Source organism: Nostoc sp. NMS2, from assembly GCF_017115105.1.
In the GTDB taxonomy this organism is placed as follows: domain Bacteria; phylum Cyanobacteriota; class Cyanobacteriia; order Cyanobacteriales; family Nostocaceae; genus Nostoc.
On record NZ_JABXKH010000144.1, the window covers coordinates 1 to 18,924 of the forward strand.

An 18,924-nucleotide genomic window follows, 5' to 3' on the forward strand; every position below is an offset into this window, starting at 1 on the left:
CTTTGTTGCATCAGTTCTGGGGCACGCGCGGTTGTCTTATAGCCCAGCCCTACGATATTGGTATACCTAATAGACATCTCCGAAAAAGAATGTAGAGACGTAGCAGTGCTACGTCTCTACAAGGGTTCTGGATAACGCATATTTAATTTCTGGAGATGTCTAATGTAATAATGCAGGTAGGGCATTTAAATAATTGGGTGCGTATTAAGATTAGTGTTTGATTTTTGAAAAAGCTTCGTAAGGGCGATCGCATCTATTTGTACGTACCTTACTGCACAAGTATTATGACAGAAATTTATACGCTTACATCCCCTTGACTTGAGTATTGATAACGGCTAATACATCAATGACATTTATTAGCAGGTTAATAAGCGTGTAAAGACGCGAAATTGAGCGTCTCTGCAAAACTTTGAAACAAAGTAGGTTTTTGCTTAAGTTGATACCAATGAACATTGTTGTGTCTATACCTTGTACTCTCCAAACTAACTAAAATCCTAATTTCTCCAACACTGGCTTGGTGGAAACAACGTGGCGTTCTAAACCCAGTTCTTTTGGACTAACCCCAAGTGCTAAAGCAATTAACTGGGGTAAGTGTAATACTGGTAAACCTAACTTTTGCTCAATTACCTTTTCCACCTCTGGCTGACGCGAGTCTAAATTTAAGTGGCATAGTGGACAAGGTGTAACTATACAGTCAGCACCAGATGTCAAAGCATCCTGAATATGCATCCCCGCCATTTTGAAAGATTGGGTAGTGGCATAACTAGCGAGGGGCCAACCACAACATTGTGTTCGGCCTCGATAATAAATTGGTGTTGCACCCACTGCCCGAAACATATTTTCCATCGCTTCCGGTTGGAATGGGTCGTCATAAGGCATGGATTTTTGGGCGCGGAGGAGATAACAGCCATAAAAAGCCGCACATTTTAATCCAGTTAACTTCCGGGTGACACGTTTGGTAATTTCCTCTAAACCGTAATCTGTCACCAAAGCGTAGAGAAGATGTTTAACGTCAGTACTGCCGCGATAGGGTGAACAGCCTTCTTTATGCAGCAAGCCATTAACCTGTTCAATGTAGGTAGGGTTAGTTGTCTGGCATTCTTTCAGGTGTTCGTTCACATGACCAATAACACCTTGACAAGTACTGCAATGGGTAAGTAAGGGCAAATTTAATTCTTCTGCTAGGGCGATATTTCTAGCGTTAACTGTATCTTCTAACAGTTGAGAATCTTCTTTAAATGTGCCAGAACCACAGCAAGCAGCTTTTTTAAGTTCAACCAATTCAATACCTAGTGCTTTGGTAAGGGCTTGAGTTGACTGGTAAAGTTCCCGACAGGCCCCTTGAGCAACACAACCGGGGAAATAAGCGTACTTGAGTTTGAGTGTCTGAGATAGCATAGAGGTATATTTGGGTTAGAGCGATCGCTTTAAACAATAACTGTTTTATTACTCCTTGTTAGCACCAAAATTCTGATGTTTGACCTTCAGCGATTCTTGAAGCATCTAGTTTCAAAGCCCAAGCGTCTACATATTCTGATTGCTAGCGAGGCTGTAAATACTGATCGAGACATTGTAAAAAAATTTAGCAATAATTGACAATCAAAGCATTTACACGGTGTCGGCGATGGCGTAGCCCGCTCCTATAAACAACTGTTCCCAGAAAATTTATCCTATTTTTTTGAGGAACAGGAGAGGTTTTCTAACAGAAAAACCCTTGGCAGTATACGGGCGATCGCGCTTGACGATAAGATGTATATGCTCAAAACAATGTCTTCTCTAAAGAGTAGATCCTAGCAACTGGTTAAGGACTTTTATTATTTATGAGCCAAACAGAACTTTTTGAAAAGGTCAAGAAAATCGTCATCGAACAACTGAGTGTTGAAGATGCTGCCAAAATCACTCCACAAGCTAAGTTTATGGAAGATTTAGGAGCCGATTCCCTAGATACTGTTGAACTCGTGATGGCTTTGGAAGAAGAATTTGATATTGAAATTCCCGACGAAGCTGCCGAGCAGATTGTATCGGTTCAAGACGCAGTAGATTACATCAATAACAAAGTTGCTGCATCAGCTTAAAAAAGTTTTGAGTCTCCGTTCGCCCTTGGAGTCTCCTATTAGGAGAAGTTCAGATGGCTTTGTCTCGCTCCCTCTGGGCGTTTATGGCAAAAACCACTGCTTTGACTTTTCACTGAGTGCTGAACAGTTAAAAGTTTAGGAGTTAGAGTTTTCGGAGGCAAAAGTTCGGAGTTTTCTCCATCTTTGTGTGCTTCCAAAACTCAGAACTCAGTACGGGCTAAACCCTAGCTATCCGCTAACAGAACTCAGCACTGTTTAATGCCTGCTGCTTTTTCGCCACCTTTAACTGAATCATGACAGATCATACACGTAAACGCGTTGTTGTAACTGGTGTTGGCGCGATTACACCGATAGGTAACACAGCAACAGAATATTGGGATGGATTATTGAGTGGACGCAATGGCATTGACCACATCACATTTTTTGATGCGTCTAGCCATGATTGCCGCATTGCTGGTGAGGTAAAAAACTTCGATCCACATGATTACTTGGAGCGCAAAGATGCCAAGCGCATGGATCGATTTGCCCAATTTGGGGTTGCGGCAGCAAAACAGGCTCTAGCTAACGCGCAGTTAGTTATTAATGAACTGAACGCAGAACAGGTAGGTGTCATGATCGGTTCTGGCGTTGGCGGCATTAAGGTATTAGAAGACCAGCAAACTATCTACCTCAACCGTGGGCCTGATCGCTGTAGTCCATTCATGATACCGATGATGATCGCTAATATGGCAGCAGGATTAACGGCAATTCACACGGGTGCTAAAGGGCCAAATTCCTGCCCTGTAACTGCCTGCGCTGCTGGCTCTAATGCTGTAGGCGATGCGTTCCGCTTAATTCAAGGGGGATATGCCAAAGCCATGATCTGCGGCGGAACAGAGGCAGCTGTGACACCATTATCAATGGCTGGGTTTGCTGCCTGCAAAGCCCTCTCTTTTCGCAATGACGATCCGGCTCATGCTTGCCGCCCCTTTGACCGCGATCGCAACGGATTTATATTAGGTGAAGGTTCAGGAATTTTAATTCTAGAAGAACTGCAACACGCCCTAAGTCGCGGCGCTCACATTTATGCCGAAATGATCGGCTATGGTATGACCTGTGACGCATACCATATCACTTCCCCCGTCCCTGGCGGATTAGGTGCAGCGAGAGCCATAGAACTAGCGCTCAAAGATGCCAGTATAACTCCCGAACAGATTAGCTACATTAATGCCCACGGCACTAGTACCCCGGCGAATGATTCAACTGAAACCTCAGCCATCAAAAAAGCCTTGGGAGAATATGCCTATAAGGTGGCAATTAGCTCGACCAAATCGATGACAGGTCATTTATTAGGCGGTTCTGGAGGTATTGAAGCCGTGGCAACAGTACTGGCGATCGCTAATGACCAAATTCCACCAACAATCAATCTGGAAAATCCCGATCCAGAATGTGACTTAGATTACGTGCCTAACTACAGCCGCGCTCAAAAAGTCGAGGTGGCAATATCCAATTCTTTTGGGTTTGGCGGTCATAATGTCACACTGGCCTTTAAGAAATACGTCTAAAAGAAGGCAGGGGAGCAGGGAGCAGGGAGTAGGGGGACAAGGGGGAATTATTGAACAAGTATCTCCCGTGTCTCCCCCCTCTTCCTTGTCTCCCTTGTCTCTTCTTCATGCCCAATGCCCCATACCCAAAGTATCAGAAATATCATTCCGATATAATTTAAGCGTTCAGCATGACCCAATTATCAGCTTGATTTATCACCATAAACTCAGGAGATCCCGCTTGTCCATCCACAAGCGGGGGTGGGATGATGAGGATACTGTGGGGAATCTAAAATAACCCCAGTAAGAGAAGCTACGAAGAGTGCTAACCCGTCGTTAAAAACAAGAGATTATGACTGTTGCAACCCAATCCGCCAGAGAACTGTCCCTCGAAGAACTTTGTATTAACTCAATCCGCTTCTTGGCTGTTGATGCCGTAGAAAAAGCAAAATCGGGACACCCAGGACTACCAATGGGTGCGGCTCCGATGGCTTTTGTCCTCTGGGATCGCTTTTTGAAGTTTAATCCCAAAAATCCCAAATGGTTTAACCGCGATCGCTTTGTCTTGTCTGCCGGTCATGGCTCGATGTTGCAGTACGCTCTACTGTACCTAGCAGGCTACGATAGCGTCACCATTGAAGATATCAAACAATTCCGTCAATGGGAATCCAAAACCCCTGGACACCCTGAAAACTTCATGACCCCAGGCGTGGAAGTCACAACTGGCCCCTTGGGTCAAGGAATTGCCAATGGAGTTGGTTTAGCGATCGCCGAAGCACATCTTGCTGCTAAATACAACAAACCCGATACCAAGATTGTTGACCATTACACTTACGTAATTGTAGGTGACGGTTGCAACATGGAAGGTATTTCTGGTGAAGCTGCTTCTTTCGCGGGACACTTGGGATTAGGCAAACTAATCGCTCTGTACGACGATAACCACATTTCCATCGACGGTTCCACAGATGTAGCATTTACCGAAGATGTTTCTAAGCGCTTTGAAGCTTACGGTTGGCATGTTCTGCATGTTAAAGATGGTAATACCGATTTAGAAGCGATCGCCAAAGCAATTGAAGAAGCTAAATCTGTCACCGATAAGCCGACCATGATTAAGGTGACAACCATCATTGGTTATGGTTCTCCCAATAAAGCAAACACTGCTGGTGTTCACGGTGCTGCTTTGGGTGGAGACGAAATAGCCTTGACTCGGAAAAATTTGGGTTGGGAATACGAGCCTTTCGTAGTTCCCCAAGATGCTCTCAACCACACACGCAAAGCAGTGGAACGCGGTGCAGGCTACGAAAGCGAATGGAATAAAACCTTTGCCGACTACAAAGCTAAGTATCCCCAAGAAGCGGCTGAATTTGAACGCTACATAAGCAGCAAACTACCCGACGGTTGGGATAAGGTACTACCCACCTACACCCCCGAAGAGAAAGGACTGCCCACCCGCAAACACTCAGAAAACTGCCTCAACAAACTAGCGGCAGTGTTACCTGAATTGATTGGTGGTTCAGCTGACTTAACCCACTCCAACTTGACCGAAATCAAGGGCAAGGGCGACTTCCAAAAAGGGCACTATGAAAACCCCAACATCCACTTTGGTGTGCGGGAACATGCTATGGGCGCAATCTGTAATGGTATAGCGCTGCACAGTTCAGGATTAATCCCCTACGGTGCTACCTTCTTGATCTTCACAGACTATATGCGTGCTGCCATCCGCTTATCCGCCCTTTCTCAAGCTGGCGTGATTTGGGTGATGACTCACGATTCCATTGGACAAGGTGAAGATGGACCCACACACCAACCCATTGAAACTCTGGCTTCCTTGCGAGCCATTCCTAATTTAACCGTGTTCCGTCCCGCAGACGGTAACGAAACCTCTGGCGCTTATAAAATAGCGATCGAGAAAGCAAAGCAAAACGCTCCTTCTCTGTTAGCGTTTACCCGTCAAAACGTTCCCAACTTGGCAGGTACATCAATTGAGGGTGTGGCGAAGGGTGGATACACTGTGGTTGATAGCGAAGGTACACCTGAAATCATCTTGATTGGTACTGGTTCAGAATTGAGCCTCGCTGTCGGCGCAGCCGAAAAACTCAAAGCTGAAGGCAAGAAAGTTCGTGTCGTCTCGCTACCTTCATGGGAACTGTTTGAAGCACAGGATGCAGCTTATAAAGAATCCATTCTGCCAAAAGCTGTCACCAAGCGTTTGTCTGTAGAAGCTGGTAGCAGTTTCGGTTGGCATAAGTATGTTGGTACTGAAGGTGATTGCGTTAGTATCGATCGCTTTGGTGCTTCGGCTCCAGGTAATGTTTGTCTAGAGAAGTTTGGCTTTAGCGTTGATAATGTGTTAGCTAAGGCTAAACAATTGTTGGGTTAATAGCAACAGAATATTCTCAAAATTTTGTGAGGTGGGCAAGATGCCCACCTTTTTTTACGCGAGGGAGATTGTTTATAGATATGTGTGCTTTAATGGTGGGCGGCTTTTATTCGTTCATGAATTTTCATCACACAAAACGATCGCCGATGCTTCTCACACACAAAGAAAACATTTTAAAATTTAGCTGGCTTCTACCCAGCTTCTTAAGCTTGTTCCTGTTTGGCTCCACTGTCAAAGCTGCTGCGATCGCTAAGAAAATTGCTGAATACTACTGTCCAGCCCTTAAGGAAGTGATTCTTCAGCCTCTGTTAGAGGAGAGGGAGTAGGTAAAATCAATTAATTCTGACTCTGCCAATTTTAGATTTTGGATTGAAGGAAAAATCTAAAATCTAAAATCTAAAATCTAAAATCGAATAACTTCTATGGCGAAATCTTAGCGGGTTTCAAATTTCTGGCTTTGTAGAACATTTCCAAGCTATCGCGATCGCCGACAAAACGCCAGTGCCACGGCTCATAACTCACACCTTGAACATTATCTTTAGGAAAGGACATTTCAAAGCTAAAACGTGCTGCATTTGCTTGCAGCCACTGATAAGCCCTAGTCTTGTCAAAATTGGTTTGGAGATTAGTTGCCGGTACCGATCCATCCCCAACATCCACAGCATAACCTGTGTGATGTTCGCTATGACCAGGAGGAGCGCTCAGGGCAGCTCGTTCTGCTGGCGTTTGATTTCGCTGGGCACTGACACCAAAAAACAATTGCTCCTGGTCTTTAACTGAGCGAAAGCCAGAAATTGGCACTAAAGTTACGCCTGCACTCCTCGCTGCCGCTACCATCTCCTCAAATTTTTGGGCAGCAGCTTTTCGCATTCTAAAGCCCCTATTTGCGGAGATGGTTATTAGTTGTGACTGAGGCGCTTCTGGGTAGGGAAAATGCCCTAATACAGTATCGCTAGAATTATTAGATGGTGCTGGAGTTGGAGGAGCAGAAGTAGCTGGTAAAGGTTGAGAATCGGCGGTTTTTTTGGGTGCAGTGACGAAAAACAAAAAACCGCTAATTAAAGCCAGCAGGATAAATCCCACCACTCCGCCAATCAGCATAATTTGGGGTTGCAACCACATTTTTCGGGCTGCAACAGGGGTATCACGTACAGCCACTGGAATATCATCATCACCAAGGTCATTCGATGAGTTTTGCGGTTTTCCAGAAAACCCTGCCTTATTCAAGGGTAAACTCCTGTTTTTGTGGGATAGCCATAACAGATTTTGCACTGGACAAAAGTAGACGTAACAGGTAGCATTTTACATCTGTGGTTCTTAGGCGCAATCTTGACAAACCTTTTAGAACTATACGTCAAGCTGGGAGGATTAGTCCTGGTAGGTTTTATTCTGGGACGCAAACTACCTGTGACAGTTCCTACACGTTTGGGACAGTTTCTTTTTTGGGTGGGAGTACCTATAAGCATAGTATCCTTTTTGCGTCAATCCAGCTTGTCAGGGCAAATTTTGGTTGCACCTGGAATAGCTTACCTAGCCATTTTACTAGGAGCTTTTTTAGCTTGGTTAGGGATTAAAGGACAAGCCTATTTTAGAAATATCGTCCTCCAACCACCAACTCAGGCTAGCTTGATATTAGCCGCAATGTTGGGTAATACAGGTTATCTTGGTTTTCCCATTACCTTAGCAATGGTAGGCAAAGAATACTTTGCTTGGGCGTTATTCTACGATTTGTTAGGTTCATTCCCCGGAACTTATGCCTTGGGTGTATTGCTAGCAGCGCGTTTTGGCGGCGGTGTCCAGAATCATTGGCAGATTAGCAAGTCTATCTTAATTAATCCTGCTCTGTGGGGTTTTGGATTTGGCTTGCTGTTTCGGCAGGTGACAATTCCCACAGTCGCAGAATTCTGCTTGGATAAATTTGCTTGGATTAGTGTAGCTTTATCTCTGGTGTTAATTGGAATGCGACTGGCACTGCTCAAATCTTGGCGTAGTCTACCACAAGTAGGGATAAGCTTGGGAATCAAAATGCTGCTAGTTCCCTTGATATTGGGGAGTATTTTACCCCTCTTTGGATTAACTGGGGCGATCGCAAAAATCATTGTGTTACAAATGGCCATGCCTCCAGCTTTTGCCACACTGGTAATTGCTGAGACATTCAATCTCGATCGCGATTTAGCAGTTACTGCCTTAGCTGCTGGGGCTATAGTATTGTTGGTTACTCTCCCAGTTTGGCTGTGGCTGTTTTGATTTTGGATTTATGCACTGTGTGCGATCGCATTTGTAAATTCGTTCATAGTCTTTACTAGAGGTCGGGAATTACGTGAATCAGTCCAGTCTGGAAAGCTTTGTCGTAGGTGATGACAGCTAAACTTTCGAGTTCAGCCTGAGCCACGATCGTGCGATCAAAGGGATCTCGGTGAGCAATCGGTAGGCTTCCTGCTCTGAGCGCATGGACTGTGGTGATGGCAAGTTCGATAAATTTAGCCTGATGCAATATCTGTGAATATTGCTCAACAAGTTGTTTGGCTTCGGGTAGTTTACCCATGCGGTATTTGGTGGCAATTTCCCAAGCAGAAGCACTACTGACAATAATGCGATGATCTGGGTTGCGAATGATGTCTCGGCAGTCAGTGTGGAGTTTTTGATCGTCAAAGAGCCACCACAGCAGGATATGGGTGTCGATGAGGTAGCTCATTCCCATTGCTGGAGTTCTTCTTCTGGGAGTGGTTCAAAGAAAGCATCGCCGAGTTTTCCTTTCAATAAACCAGGGGTGCGGGGTTGTGTACGTTCTTGACTAAACCTAGTCGAAAGTAGTGAATTACGTCATAAAGTTCTGCTAGTTTGTCTTCAGGGATATCTTGTAGTTCTTGGACAATCTTCTGGATCAGCATAAGTCAAACTCTTCGGTGGTTATTAATCAATAAGTTCGGTGCTTGTTTCCGCTTCGTTCATGATGGCTCGTCTTTAGAATATGGGAATCGGCGGCGCACTTTTTGCAGTTTAGTAAGTCAATTAGTCATTAAATAGCTAGTTTAGAAGCATTATGCATCCTGTACTGGATGCTGCCCATAATATGGCAAAGCCTCTGACCAATTAGGATACTTCCCCTCTTGCCAATCGAGATTAGCTAGTTCTAAAATACTTGTCACCGTCGCTGCTAACCCAGATTGAGCTTGAATCAACTGATAATTAGTGTTCCAATTCGCTAAAGTTTCCTGCCATGCTTCTGGTGTGAACACTCTATCTGACAAACACACTTTTAGTTTAGAAGTATCTGGCTCAAACTGATAAATAGCAGCAAAAATTTGACCTCGTTGTGCTGGCATTTCCACAGCAATAGTTTTCGGACTTTGACTTTTGCGTTCTTCTGACCAAGCTACGGCAGCCAAAGTTGAAATCGCAAATACAGGGATATCTAACTGTTGCCCCAAAGTCCGAGCAGTAACAACGCCAATCCGAGTTCCTGTAAAGCCACCAGGGCCTTTTGCAACTGCGATAAATGACAAATCTGCCCAAGTTTGCGGTTTGATAAATTCAATTAAATATTGATGTATGAGACTAGATAAATCACGCCCCAAATTCCAAACCTGAGAGCGAGTATCGCCTGCAAAATTACTAATTTCTAAACCCAATTCGGGAGTGGTGGTGTGCAGTGATAAAGCGTATTTTGTGGTTGTGAGGTGTTTTAGTTCTGTGGTCAAAGTTAATTAAAATATTTATTTTTTAGAGTTGACTTGATTTCTCTATTCAACCACATCACAGTTCTGAGTTTTCACTTTGTTTCCATCCCCGTGAGGGGAAGTGATTGAAAAACCCTACCTTTCTATAACCCTTACTCTGACTGGTTTTGAAGGGGTCATTTTCGCGGGGGGTCAACGAAAGAATCAGGGTTTTTGCGATCGCAAAAACCCCACGAATAATCTACGTGTGTAAAATCAAACTAAATACTTTTACTCTCACTAGGAAACTTGGGATGGAATTGTCAAGATTTTGTTATTAATGGACTGAGGCATAATATACTACTTTTGACTTTTCAAGTTGGCACTAATTCACCAGGACGCAATTTCGACCACTTACCCGTTTCCCGTTTAAAGCTGAGACAACCAACAACATCCCATTCCATCTCAATCACATCATCTTTTGTCCGAATATTGACATTGATAGAAGGTTCATTCGGCTCAAAATTGGGTGTTTCAGTCAAGTGAGGCTGTTGGTGCTGCCCTTCTACGGCATGATAGGTAAAACAGCTGTCTACATAGTGGCAGTTCACACAAATACACATAATAGAACCAACTCCAGGGGCCTTTATTGTTAATCTAACTTAAGCTCAACCGTTATTCATGAGTTGCTGGGTTGATTTTTATTACAATGCTTGAAGAAGAATTCAGAAGTCAGAAGTCAGAATTTAGGAGCGGAGCAAGGAAAGTCCGCCTTTTGTCAGAAGTCAACATCAGATCCGCCACTGACAGCGTAGTCTCTACTCTTTCTCTACAAGATGCTACTCGTAGCTTGCTTCAGCGTAGAAGTATACAATCTAAAATCTAAAATCCAAAATGCTATTAGATCCCGAAACTTGGCCTTTTAGTTTAGACTTCTTGCCACAACCCGCTTACATGGTAGGTGGCGCTGTGCGAGATGCGCTACTTGGCAGAACTCGTGAATATCTGGATCTAGATTTTGTCATCCCATCTAAAGCGGTAAAGGTAGCAAGAGCGATCGCTCATCATTATAAAGCTGGTTTTGTGTTACTCGATGCCGAACGACATATTGCTCGTGTGGTTTTTCCCCACGCCACAGCCGACTTTGCCCAACAGGAAGGAGATAGTTTAGAGGTTGATTTGCACAGACGGGACTTTACAGTAAATGCGATCGCTTATAATCCCCATACACAAGAAATTATCGATCCTCTACAAGGCTATGTAGACTTACAACAGGGCATTTTGCGAATGATATCACCCGCAAACTTAGAAGATGATCCTTTGCGCTTAATGCGAGGTTATCGCCAAGCCGCCCAATTAGGTTTTACTATTGAGCCAGCTACCCGAACCGCAATTTGTTCTTTGGCATCACATCTGAGCAAAGTTGCAGCCGAACGAGTGCGGGTAGAAATTGGCTATCTACTGGCAAATTCTCAGGGTACTCCTTGGATGGCAAGTGCTTGGGAAGATGGTTTACTTACCCCTTTCTTCAAAAATGCTACTCGTGAAAGCTTGAACAAACTAGCCGCAGTTGACAATGCAGCCGCCTTACTCACAGAAAATTGGCAACAATTAGGGGCAAAACTACAAGAATATGTCCGTGATAGGATCAAAACCACTTGGTTAGGTATTGCCAAACTTGCTTGTCTTGTCAATCCAAATCCCGAATTAGCAGAAATAGAGCTACAGGAACTAACTTATAGTCGTGCCGAAATCCGGGGTGTAACCACTGCTCTGAAATTGTTACCGCAGTTTCAAGTAGTCGATATGTCCTTGCGAGAACAATATTTTTTATTCCGTGACGCAGATATTGTGTTTCCCACTACGGCAGTGCTGGCTGTGGCACTTGATAATTTGGTAGAGGCGATGTCTGGTGACAAGCCACCACACACAGCAGCCGCTACAAGTTTGCAAACCAAAGCAAGTAGCTGCCCTGTCTGGATACCTTTGATCGACCGCTACCTGAACCCTGATGATCTGGTTGCTCATCCCACTCTATTAGTGAGCGGGAAGGAGTTGATTATAGCATTAGATATTCCAGCTTCACCAATTATTGGACAACTTTTGACAGAAATTGGCGTAGCGCAAGCTGAGGGGAAAATCTCAACCCCAACAGAAGCGATCGCTTTTGCACGTCAATTACAAGAAAAGGCAGATTGATCGTTTAGTCAATCTTGTCAGTATACGCATCATCTATGCTACTATTTGCTTGATATTATCACCTCGTGCTTTTCCCTGAAATTTAGCATAGATGGACAACCAAATGGATTATACACCAGTCTATTTACTTCATGGCCTAGTTAATCGGCAGAATGCACCCTCGTATATTTACTTAAGCAGTTACCAGAAAAAAAGACCTCTCGATTTTCCTAGTGGGCGGAGTCTTTATGCGTAGACTTTTTTGGACAGGACTAACTGCTAATGAATGGACAGCCTTTAATTTTGGTTGTAGAACACAATCTACATGATTTAGAGCTACTTAATTCTCATCTAGGAATATTAAATTTTTCATGCATTTGTACCAAGCAAGGGGTGAGGGCTGTGATGTTGGCACAAACTCATCAACCAGATTTAATCCTGCTAGATACGATGCTATCTAATTTGAGTGCTAACCGAGTCATTGATGACCTCAAACACAATTCAAAAACTGCTGCTATCCCAATTATTGCAGTAACACCTCTAACAGTGGTACAAGATGATGAATCCAGTCCGCTTGCAGGATTTGATGATTGTATTACTAAACCCTACGATTTTAATCAATTAGAAGTGGTAATCAGTCGGTATATTCAGTCATCTAAATTCTTTGCATTTTCCTTGAAAATAGATTCGAGATTGCGAACTTCAGGTAATTGATTGAAAACCACAATAATCCCAGTTCGACCTGTTGCTAAATTTGTGTTGATCATCAGTTCAAGGATAGGTTGACCAATAATTTCCTCAAGCAAATTTTTCAATTCTAGTTTAATTATTTTCTCTAAATACAATCGTACTTGTTCAGCTAAAATCTTATAACCTCCCTTCAGTAAAGTGTGTTCAGCTTGGGTAACAGAGTTTTCTAGAGAAATTACAATTTCAGTATCAAAAAAATGACAAACTATTTGGCTAGGAGACTTACCTAGTCTGTCATTATATAGTTTTACAATTCTTTGTGATATTTCTGTTTCTAATTGTTCAATATTAGCTTGTATCATTAAAATTACAATGTAATATTTATCATTCTAGTTTCAAAACCGAAGTATTCAATATTATAGTAGATGTTCATGAAATAGGCTGAGAAACTTATTTTTTATGTTGTAATATATTTACTACAGATTTGTTTAAAAGAATTATCTAATTTGAGGAATATAAAAGTTGTTAATCAATGATTAGTGAAGTGCCCGGTTAATACTGCATTGATGATCATGTGTTAATGAGCGATCGGCTTATTGTGTGCCCAATAACCGTAGGCGTAGCCCGCCGCAGGCATCGCCTGCATTTCCCAACCCAGGAATAATATAGCTATGTTCATCCAAATTACCATCTATGAAAGAGGTATAGAGTAGCACATCAGAATGTTGCTCACAAAAACGCTCGATACCTTTCGGTGCAGCGAGTAAGCAGACAGTTGCATATATCTGAACCAAGCTTGTTGGGATGACCGATCGCAGCCAGATCACCGACAATATCCACGCTCAAAACACCTTCAAAGGCGATCGCGTCAACAACTCTATAAACATGCTCCCGGTTTGTTCAAACAAAGTGCGACGCAACTGTGCCTCTACAATCCCAAAGCGCTTGCTAATGCCTGGTAAATCCCAAATTTAGGCATAGTTATTATTTCTTTAAGGATGTTTCTCAGCTATTAGTCACTAGAAATCTGTCAACTACCTCTAGTAAGTTTTTATTTTTATGACTCTGAATGTCGAGTGTGATATTAGTCATATTGCTGAATACAATAAATCACACAGTAAATTCATAAATAGCAATTAATCAGCGTAAATTTAAAGATCACTTTAAAAATGGCTCAGTAGATATATTTTGTGAGAAAGTTAATACAAAGGTATATTCACTGATTTCAAATTCATGGATTCTTTATCTATCAATTCCTTACTTGAAGAGTTGAAAAACCCCGATGCCACAGTCCGGGACAAAGCAACCAGAAAAATTTGGCGGATCTGGTTTCAGCAAAAGGGAATCTATGGGCTGGAAATAATTGACCGTAGTCAAAAGTTACTAGATGCGGGTGAAATTGCTGAAGCTGAAACAGCGCTGACAGCACTAATTAAAGACCAGCCAGATTTTGCCGAAGCCTGGAATCGTCGTGCTTTCCTCTATTACAGTATTGGTGATTATCAAAAATCTCTGGCAGATTGTCAGATGGTTGTACAAATAAATCCGATACATTTTGGAGCGCTTCACGGTATGGGCTTGTGTTATGCAGCACTAGGAGAATATGGTGAAGCTATCCAAGCTTTTAAACGTGCTTTAGAAATTCAGCCCTATTCACTAGTTAATCAAAAGTTGATTCTAGAATGTACATTTAGATTCAGCTACGACGGCAGATAGGAGAGAGCATCATCCTGTTTTATGAATCCGTCATCATCCTCATCAACAGCAATTCATCGCCTTAGTCGCCGCAATTCTATTCAATACGCTTCTATCTGGATTGGTAGCAGCGTTATTGCTGCTTGTACTAACAGCAACCAACTATCAACTAGCAATTCTCAGTTGGATAAAGTTACGTTTGGTAAAAACTGGATAGCACAAGCAGAACACGGCGAATTTTACCAGGTTATCGCCACTGGTATCTACAAAGACTACGGTTTAGATGTCAACATCAAAATGGGTAAATTCCAGCTTTGCAGTGGTACTCAATTGTTGATGGGGAATGCGGTAGATTTCTTTATGGCATTGATGCCGTGAACGCCATAGCACAAAATATTCCCCAAATTACAGTCGCAGCAATTTTCCAGAAAGACCCTTGGTGTCTTATTGCACATCCCAACCCAGCAATTAAAACCCTTGCCTACTTTAAAGGCAAACCAATTTATATTAAATAAGTGGCATGAAAGTGCTGTAAAAAATGAGAATTAAAATTTTAAAACATAGAGGAGTTAATTCTCTGCGAACCTGTGCGTCCCTATGCGTCAAAAAAAAGGATATAAGCTATGACGATAAAATTGGATGCCCTGATTAATTCTCTAGAAGGTATAGAAACTATCACTGATTCTGCCCAAGTAGCAAAATTATCCCAGGATTATCACAACTTTAGCCCGGTACTTGTACCGAAACTAGAGGGAAAAGTCGGAGATATTGTAGTGCGTCCCGCCAATGAAGCAGAGGTTTTAAAAGTTGCAGCCGCCTGTGCGAAACACCGTATACCCGTAACAGTGAGGGGTGCGGGAACTGGAAATTATGGGCAATGCGTACCCTTACATGGTGGCGTAATTTTAGATATGACCCGAATGCAAGGGATTCCTTGGGTAAAACCGGGGGTGGCGCGGGTAGAAGCTGGGGTGAAGTTGGCGGCTTTGGATAAAAAAGCCAGAGAGATTGGCTGGGAAATTCGGATGGCACCCTCGACTTACCGGACAGCGACAATTGGCGGATTTATTGCTGGGGGAAGTGGGGGTGTTGGCTCGATACAATATGGGTTACTAAGCGATCGCGGTAATATCTTAGCAGTGCGAGTAGTAACTGTAGAAGATGAACCCCGTGCGATCGAATTACGTGGTGATGATGTACACAAGGTGAATCATGCTTGGGGAATTAACGGCATCATTACCGAAGTAGAAATCCCATTGGGGCCAGCTTATCCTTGGGCAGAAGTCATTGTCACATTTGACGACTTTATGACAGCAGCAAAATTTGGTCAGGCTCTTGGCAATGCTGATGGCATGATTAAAAAGTTGATTTCTGTCTTTGCATCTCCAATACCCCAATACTTTCACGCCCTACAACAGTACATTCCTGAAGGGACTCACCCAGTATGTTTAATAATTGCTGAATCGAGTTTGGAATTCTTACCAGGTTTAGTGCAGCAATATGGCGGCCAGATTACTTATGAAAAACCAGCCGAGGAAGCAGCCAAAGGAACACATTTAATAGAATTTAGCTGGAACCACACTACCTTACACGCAAGGAGTGTAGATACTACAATTACCTACTTACAAAGTATGTTCCCTAGCGATTGCAGTTTGCAAGTGGTAGAGCAGTTGTATCATCACTTCGGCGATGAAGTGATGATGCATTTGGAATTTTTTCGGTTGAACGGTGCTGTAGCTCCTGCTGGTTTGCAACTTGTTCGCTACACCACAGAAGAACGTCTCAATGAGATTATTCGCTATCACGAAGAACATGGTGTGAATATTGGCAATCCCCACACCTATATTATGGAAGACGGAGGCAGAAAAGTTATTGCTCCTGAACAGTTAAAATTTAAAGAAATAGTTGACCCATATCGGTTGATGAATCCTGGTAAAAGCAAGGTTATTCAATTACCAATTCAAAATTAAACCTCATCTATGTTGAAACCTAGAGTTTTTTAAAAGATATGAAAGATATATTGATGTAGGTTGGGTGGAGTGAAACGCAACCCAACATTACCAGCTTATTTATGTTGGGTTACGCTATCGCTGCACCCAACCTACAAAACTCAGATTATGTCTTCATTAAAGAGTCTCTGAGAAGCCTACACTTCCTGAGTACAGGTAAGTGTAGGTACGTCAACAACCTACAGAAACACATACAGCAGACTTCAAGTTGGGTGTTATATACAAGCTAAGTCAATAAAGCGTGTTTTAGTTCTGCCCTTTCTGGCTCCTTAATTCTGCTGTATCAAAACTTTCTCTTTATAATGAACACTGACATAAACTCCAGAATACCTGTTGCTTTAACCATTGCTGGTTCAGATAGTGGCGGTGGTGCAGGAATTCAAGCTGATTTACGCACCTTTGCTTTTCACTGTGTCCACGGTACTAGCGCTATAACCTGCGTCACGGCACAAAACACTCTAGGAGTGAAAAGGGTCGATGCTATGGCAACAGAGGCTGTTGTGGCGCAAATTCAGGCAGTAGTTGAGGATATTGGCGTACAATCTGCCAAAACCGGGATGTTGCTCAATCAGGAAATTATTTTTGCTGTTGCCCAGCAGGTGGAAGCTTTACAAATCGAGAATCTAGTAGTTGATCCAGTAATGGTGTCACGGACAGGGGCACAATTGATTGATGATGATGCTGTGAAGACTCTATCCCATGCCCTGATTCCCAAAGCAGTTATCATCACGCCGAATCGTTACGAAGCTCAGATTTTGAGTGGGTTACAAATTAATTCCTTGGAGGATATGCAAGCTGCTGCTGAAATTATTCACAAGACTTTACGGACGAAGGCTGTTTTAGTCAAGGGCGGCGGTATGCAGGGAGATTTGCGTGGCGTTGATATCTGGTTTGATGGGGACAAGTTGGAAGTTTTGACTTGCCAGCAAGTAGAGACAAAAAATACTCACGGTACTGGTTGTACACTATCAGCTGCGATCGCTGCTAATCTGGCTAAGGGAAATGACTTGTGGTCGTCAGTGCAACAGGCAAAGCAGTATGTGACTACTGCACTCACTTACGCCCTAGATATTGGCAAAGGACAAGGCCCTGTAGGACACTTCTTCCCATTGTTACGAAATTAACCTCGTAGTCAGTCATCAAGGAGGCAGGGAGCAGAGGAGCAGAGGAGCAGGGGGACAAGGAAAAATTATTGAATAAGTTTCTTCCTCTCCCCCTTGCGCCCTGCCCCCTGCCCCTCTGCCCGAGTTCCTATCCCCAATGCCCCAATAAAAAATCTTTGCCCTTTCGGAATTTTTCTATTATTCTTGGGCATAGTTTCAGGGCTGACTATCTCTGTTAGCATCTCTGTACGATCTACTTACCTTGATTTTTAATACCAAGCCACCGATGCGAACAACCATAGGTTCTGTTCACAGAAATTCGCCAACACCAACTACTCAAGCCTACCCTCCCTCTGTACCACTATCTGTATACAGAGAATTGTCAGCAGAGTTGCAAGCAGCACAGGCGAGGCTCAATGCACTCACTACCCAAAATCAGCAACTAGCACAAGAAAATCAACTATTACGCCAAGAAATTATCAAAGTTGTTGAGTCTTTTTCTCATTTGCAAAATTTTGTGGATTCCCATGTTAAGCCTAGCTATCACCAAGCCACCCAGACTTCTAGCGGTGTGAAAAGCGCCACTAAAGTGCCAGTAACTCAAGCGCCTCCACGTCAACAGGTTGCTCATTCGCGTCCACCTGTTGTCTCCAAAGCCCCACCCGAAAAAAGCCGCCGCCAAAACTTTGCTACATCTGTAATGGAAATGAATTTCCCGATACAAGAACCAGTTTTTATAGAAGAGCAGCAAGTAAGGTATTATTCCACTACTGAGTCAGATGCCAAAGGACTCAATGGCTGGTGGTTAATTATCACCATCTTGTTAATCATGCTTACTGCCTTTAGCGCTGGATATTTCGTTGTACGTCCCTTGTTTGAACATCAGAAACGTTAGTTGACACTCCCACAGTCAGCAGCAGGCTAACGAGCAATTTCTCTGCAATCACTTTTTAAACATCTGAAGATATCTGCTAAACATCGGAATTTATCTATTTATAGGTTATAAAAGCTACATAATATGCTAGCTTGACAGCAAATTCTCTATATTAGAACCTCAAAGATTATTCAATTAATAAATCCTTGCTGGTTCTCATGTCTCAAACATCAGGCAAAGAATCTACACTTTAGAAAAGTGGTAATTATTACATATCTTTTAGGAAAAGCACTGGTAGTTACAGCTTCAGACAAAGGATCTGGTTAGATATATAAACGAAGCTAGTAGAAGTCAGGAGTCAAGAAGATGAAAAAAGTAGAAGCTATTATCCGCCCATTTAAGCTAGATGAGGTAAAGATTGCCTTGGTTAACGCTGGTATTGTTGGTATGACTGTTTCTGAAGTTCGGGGGTTCGGACGGCAAAAAGGCCAAACTGAACGGTATCGCGGTTCTGAGTACACCGTTGAGTTTTTGCAAAAACTCAAAGTGGAAATCGTCGTTGACGACAATCAGGTTGATATGGTGGTAGACAAAATTATTGCTGCTGCCCGCACTGGTGAAATCGGTGATGGTAAAATTTTCATCTCGCCTGTTGAGCAAGTGATTCGGATTCGGACTGGCGAAAAGAACACAGAAGCAGTTTAAAAAAGTTATGAGTTAAGAGTACAGACAGACGCG

General features: G+C 43.0%; 22 protein-coding genes and 1 pseudogene. 14 read left to right on the forward strand and 9 right to left on the reverse strand.

Annotated elements, in window-relative coordinates; translation table 11 throughout:
• Window positions 1-486: 486 nt before the first annotated feature.
• Complete coding sequence (locus HWQ36_RS25455) at window positions 487-1,398, reverse strand: CoB--CoM heterodisulfide reductase iron-sulfur subunit B family protein (protein ID WP_292707984.1); 912 nt, start codon at window positions 1,396-1,398, stop codon at window positions 487-489.
• Between the two features lie 422 nt (window positions 1,399-1,820).
• On the opposite strand from HWQ36_RS25455, the gene acpP reads away from it, so the two are divergent.
• The 4 genes from acpP to HWQ36_RS25475 all read left to right on the forward strand — a co-directional run bounded on the left by acpP (window position 1,821) and on the right by HWQ36_RS25475 (window position 6,304).
• Window positions 1,821-2,075, forward strand: a complete 255-nt coding sequence (acpP, locus tag HWQ36_RS25460) for an acyl carrier protein (RefSeq protein WP_292707987.1) — start codon at window positions 1,821-1,823, stop codon at window positions 2,073-2,075.
• Window positions 2,076-2,368: 293 nt separating this feature from the next.
• A complete protein-coding gene (gene fabF / locus HWQ36_RS25465) occupies window positions 2,369-3,619 on the forward strand; it encodes a beta-ketoacyl-ACP synthase II (RefSeq protein WP_292707990.1) in 1,251 nt (416 codons plus the stop codon).
• Between the two features lie 331 nt (window positions 3,620-3,950).
• Complete coding sequence (tkt, locus tag HWQ36_RS25470) at window positions 3,951-5,978, forward strand: transketolase (protein ID WP_292707992.1); 2,028 nt, start codon at window positions 3,951-3,953, stop codon at window positions 5,976-5,978.
• Window positions 5,979-6,094: 116 nt separating this feature from the next.
• Window positions 6,095-6,304, forward strand: coding sequence for a hypothetical protein (locus HWQ36_RS25475; RefSeq protein ID WP_292707995.1), 210 nt, complete (start codon window positions 6,095-6,097; stop codon window positions 6,302-6,304).
• A 94-nt stretch (window positions 6,305-6,398) separates the two neighbouring features.
• Here HWQ36_RS25475 and HWQ36_RS25480 read toward each other — a convergent pair whose 3' ends face one another.
• The gene (locus tag HWQ36_RS25480) at window positions 6,399-7,205 is read right to left on the reverse strand and encodes a M15 family metallopeptidase (RefSeq protein ID WP_292707998.1); all 807 of its coding nucleotides are present in this window, start codon (window positions 7,203-7,205) and stop codon (window positions 6,399-6,401) included.
• Between the two features lie 102 nt (window positions 7,206-7,307).
• On the opposite strand from HWQ36_RS25480, the gene HWQ36_RS25485 reads away from it, so the two are divergent.
• Complete coding sequence (locus tag HWQ36_RS25485) at window positions 7,308-8,225, forward strand: AEC family transporter (protein WP_292708211.1); 918 nt, start codon at window positions 7,308-7,310, stop codon at window positions 8,223-8,225.
• Window positions 8,226-8,280: 55 nt separating this feature from the next.
• Here the strand turns inward: HWQ36_RS25485 and HWQ36_RS25490 are convergent, their stop codons facing one another.
• From HWQ36_RS25490 to HWQ36_RS25505, 4 genes are all read right to left on the reverse strand, one after another.
• Entirely contained in the window at window positions 8,281-8,673 is a 393-nt protein-coding gene (locus HWQ36_RS25490) for a type II toxin-antitoxin system VapC family toxin (RefSeq protein WP_292708001.1), read from the reverse strand.
• A gap of 61 nt (window positions 8,674-8,734) precedes the next feature.
• The gene (locus HWQ36_RS25495; protein WP_292708003.1) at window positions 8,735-8,869 is read right to left on the reverse strand and encodes a hypothetical protein; all 135 of its coding nucleotides are present in this window, start codon (window positions 8,867-8,869) and stop codon (window positions 8,735-8,737) included.
• A gap of 150 nt (window positions 8,870-9,019) precedes the next feature.
• Window positions 9,020-9,679, reverse strand: a complete 660-nt coding sequence (tsaB, locus tag HWQ36_RS25500; RefSeq protein ID WP_292708006.1) for a tRNA (adenosine(37)-N6)-threonylcarbamoyltransferase complex dimerization subunit type 1 TsaB — start codon at window positions 9,677-9,679, stop codon at window positions 9,020-9,022.
• 332 nt (window positions 9,680-10,011) lie between these two features.
• Window positions 10,012-10,260 carry a Ycf34 family protein gene (locus tag HWQ36_RS25505; protein ID WP_292708009.1) on the reverse strand — a complete coding sequence of 83 codons (249 nt, stop codon included), beginning with the start codon at window positions 10,258-10,260 and terminating at the stop codon, window positions 10,012-10,014.
• 271 nt (window positions 10,261-10,531) lie between these two features.
• Here HWQ36_RS25505 and HWQ36_RS25510 point away from each other — a divergent pair, with 271 nt between their 5' ends.
• Together HWQ36_RS25510 and HWQ36_RS25515 are read left to right on the forward strand one after the other, a co-directional pair.
• Window positions 10,532-11,836: a CCA tRNA nucleotidyltransferase gene (locus HWQ36_RS25510; RefSeq protein WP_292708012.1), complete on the forward strand. Its 1,305-nt coding sequence runs from the start codon at window positions 10,532-10,534 to the stop codon at window positions 11,834-11,836.
• 261 nt (window positions 11,837-12,097) lie between these two features.
• A complete protein-coding gene (locus HWQ36_RS25515) occupies window positions 12,098-12,529 on the forward strand; it encodes a response regulator (RefSeq protein WP_292708015.1) in 432 nt (143 codons plus the stop codon).
• On the opposite strand, the gene HWQ36_RS25520 is transcribed toward HWQ36_RS25515, so the two are convergent.
• The 3 genes and pseudogenes from HWQ36_RS25520 to HWQ36_RS34440 all read right to left on the reverse strand — a co-directional run.
• Complete coding sequence (locus tag HWQ36_RS25520; RefSeq protein WP_292708018.1) at window positions 12,463-12,867, reverse strand: DUF2294 domain-containing protein; 405 nt, start codon at window positions 12,865-12,867, stop codon at window positions 12,463-12,465. The genes HWQ36_RS25515 and HWQ36_RS25520 overlap by 67 nt on opposite strands.
• 231 nt (window positions 12,868-13,098) lie before the next feature.
• Entirely contained in the window at window positions 13,099-13,332 is a 234-nt protein-coding gene (locus HWQ36_RS25525) for a uracil phosphoribosyltransferase (protein WP_366829705.1), read from the reverse strand.
• Window positions 13,301-13,476 (reverse strand): annotated as a pseudogene (locus HWQ36_RS34440) (hypothetical protein); the annotation flags it as partial. The gene HWQ36_RS25525 and the pseudogene HWQ36_RS34440, both read right to left, overlap by 32 nt.
• 262 nt (window positions 13,477-13,738) lie before the next feature.
• On the opposite strand from HWQ36_RS34440, the gene HWQ36_RS25530 reads away from it, so the two are divergent.
• The 7 genes from HWQ36_RS25530 (at window position 13,739) to HWQ36_RS25560 (ending at window position 18,891) form a co-directional block, all read left to right on the forward strand.
• Window positions 13,739-14,221: a tetratricopeptide repeat protein gene (locus HWQ36_RS25530; RefSeq protein WP_292708021.1), complete on the forward strand. Its 483-nt coding sequence runs from the start codon at window positions 13,739-13,741 to the stop codon at window positions 14,219-14,221.
• Between the two features lie 21 nt (window positions 14,222-14,242).
• Window positions 14,243-14,578: a hypothetical protein gene (locus HWQ36_RS25535; RefSeq protein ID WP_292708024.1), complete on the forward strand. Its 336-nt coding sequence runs from the start codon at window positions 14,243-14,245 to the stop codon at window positions 14,576-14,578.
• Window positions 14,575-14,715, forward strand: a complete 141-nt coding sequence (locus HWQ36_RS25540; RefSeq protein WP_292708027.1) for a hypothetical protein — start codon at window positions 14,575-14,577, stop codon at window positions 14,713-14,715. Before HWQ36_RS25535 ends, HWQ36_RS25540 begins: the two co-directional genes overlap by 4 nt.
• Before the next feature lie 108 nt (window positions 14,716-14,823).
• On the forward strand, window positions 14,824-16,170 hold the full coding sequence (locus tag HWQ36_RS25545) for an FAD-binding oxidoreductase (RefSeq protein WP_292708030.1): 1,347 nt from the start codon (window positions 14,824-14,826) through the stop codon (window positions 16,168-16,170).
• 341 nt (window positions 16,171-16,511) lie between these two features.
• On the forward strand, window positions 16,512-17,333 hold the full coding sequence (gene thiD / locus HWQ36_RS25550) for a bifunctional hydroxymethylpyrimidine kinase/phosphomethylpyrimidine kinase (protein WP_292708034.1): 822 nt from the start codon (window positions 16,512-16,514) through the stop codon (window positions 17,331-17,333).
• A gap of 265 nt (window positions 17,334-17,598) precedes the next feature.
• The gene (locus tag HWQ36_RS25555; protein WP_292708038.1) at window positions 17,599-18,207 is read left to right on the forward strand and encodes a hypothetical protein; all 609 of its coding nucleotides are present in this window, start codon (window positions 17,599-17,601) and stop codon (window positions 18,205-18,207) included.
• 345 nt (window positions 18,208-18,552) lie between these two features.
• Window positions 18,553-18,891, forward strand: coding sequence for a P-II family nitrogen regulator (locus HWQ36_RS25560; RefSeq protein ID WP_012410794.1), 339 nt, complete (start codon window positions 18,553-18,555; stop codon window positions 18,889-18,891).
• Window positions 18,892-18,924 lie beyond the last annotated feature (33 nt).

What these genes read in the sequence shown, in the direction of transcription:
- HWQ36_RS25475 (WP_292707995.1), top strand. Translation starts at nt 6,095, where the DNA reads ATGAATTTTCATCACACAAAACGATCGCCGATGCTTCTCACACACAAA.
- HWQ36_RS25530 (WP_292708021.1), top strand. Translation starts at nt 13,739, where the DNA reads ATGGATTCTTTATCTATCAATTCCTTACTTGAAGAGTTGAAAAACCCC.
- HWQ36_RS25560 (WP_012410794.1), top strand. Translation starts at nt 18,553, where the DNA reads ATGAAAAAAGTAGAAGCTATTATCCGCCCATTTAAGCTAGATGAGGTA.
- HWQ36_RS25495 (WP_292708003.1), bottom strand. Translation starts at nt 8,869, where the DNA reads ATGCTGATCCAGAAGATTGTCCAAGAACTACAAGATATCCCTGAAGAC.
- HWQ36_RS25505 (WP_292708009.1), bottom strand. Translation starts at nt 10,260, where the DNA reads ATGTGTATTTGTGTGAACTGCCACTATGTAGACAGCTGTTTTACCTAT.
- HWQ36_RS25545 (WP_292708030.1), top strand. Translation starts at nt 14,824, where the DNA reads ATGACGATAAAATTGGATGCCCTGATTAATTCTCTAGAAGGTATAGAA.
- thiD (WP_292708034.1), top strand. Translation starts at nt 16,512, where the DNA reads ATGAACACTGACATAAACTCCAGAATACCTGTTGCTTTAACCATTGCT.
- HWQ36_RS25520 (WP_292708018.1), bottom strand. Translation starts at nt 12,867, where the DNA reads ATGATACAAGCTAATATTGAACAATTAGAAACAGAAATATCACAAAGA.
- HWQ36_RS25555 (WP_292708038.1), top strand. Translation starts at nt 17,599, where the DNA reads ATGCGAACAACCATAGGTTCTGTTCACAGAAATTCGCCAACACCAACT.
- HWQ36_RS25455 (WP_292707984.1), bottom strand. Translation starts at nt 1,398, where the DNA reads ATGCTATCTCAGACACTCAAACTCAAGTACGCTTATTTCCCCGGTTGT.
- HWQ36_RS25510 (WP_292708012.1), top strand. Translation starts at nt 10,532, where the DNA reads ATGCTATTAGATCCCGAAACTTGGCCTTTTAGTTTAGACTTCTTGCCA.
- tkt (WP_292707992.1), top strand. Translation starts at nt 3,951, where the DNA reads ATGACTGTTGCAACCCAATCCGCCAGAGAACTGTCCCTCGAAGAACTT.
- HWQ36_RS25515 (WP_292708015.1), top strand. Translation starts at nt 12,098, where the DNA reads ATGAATGGACAGCCTTTAATTTTGGTTGTAGAACACAATCTACATGAT.
- fabF (WP_292707990.1), top strand. Translation starts at nt 2,369, where the DNA reads ATGACAGATCATACACGTAAACGCGTTGTTGTAACTGGTGTTGGCGCG.
- acpP (WP_292707987.1), top strand. Translation starts at nt 1,821, where the DNA reads ATGAGCCAAACAGAACTTTTTGAAAAGGTCAAGAAAATCGTCATCGAA.
- HWQ36_RS25535 (WP_292708024.1), top strand. Translation starts at nt 14,243, where the DNA reads ATGAATCCGTCATCATCCTCATCAACAGCAATTCATCGCCTTAGTCGC.
- HWQ36_RS25490 (WP_292708001.1), bottom strand. Translation starts at nt 8,673, where the DNA reads ATGAGCTACCTCATCGACACCCATATCCTGCTGTGGTGGCTCTTTGAC.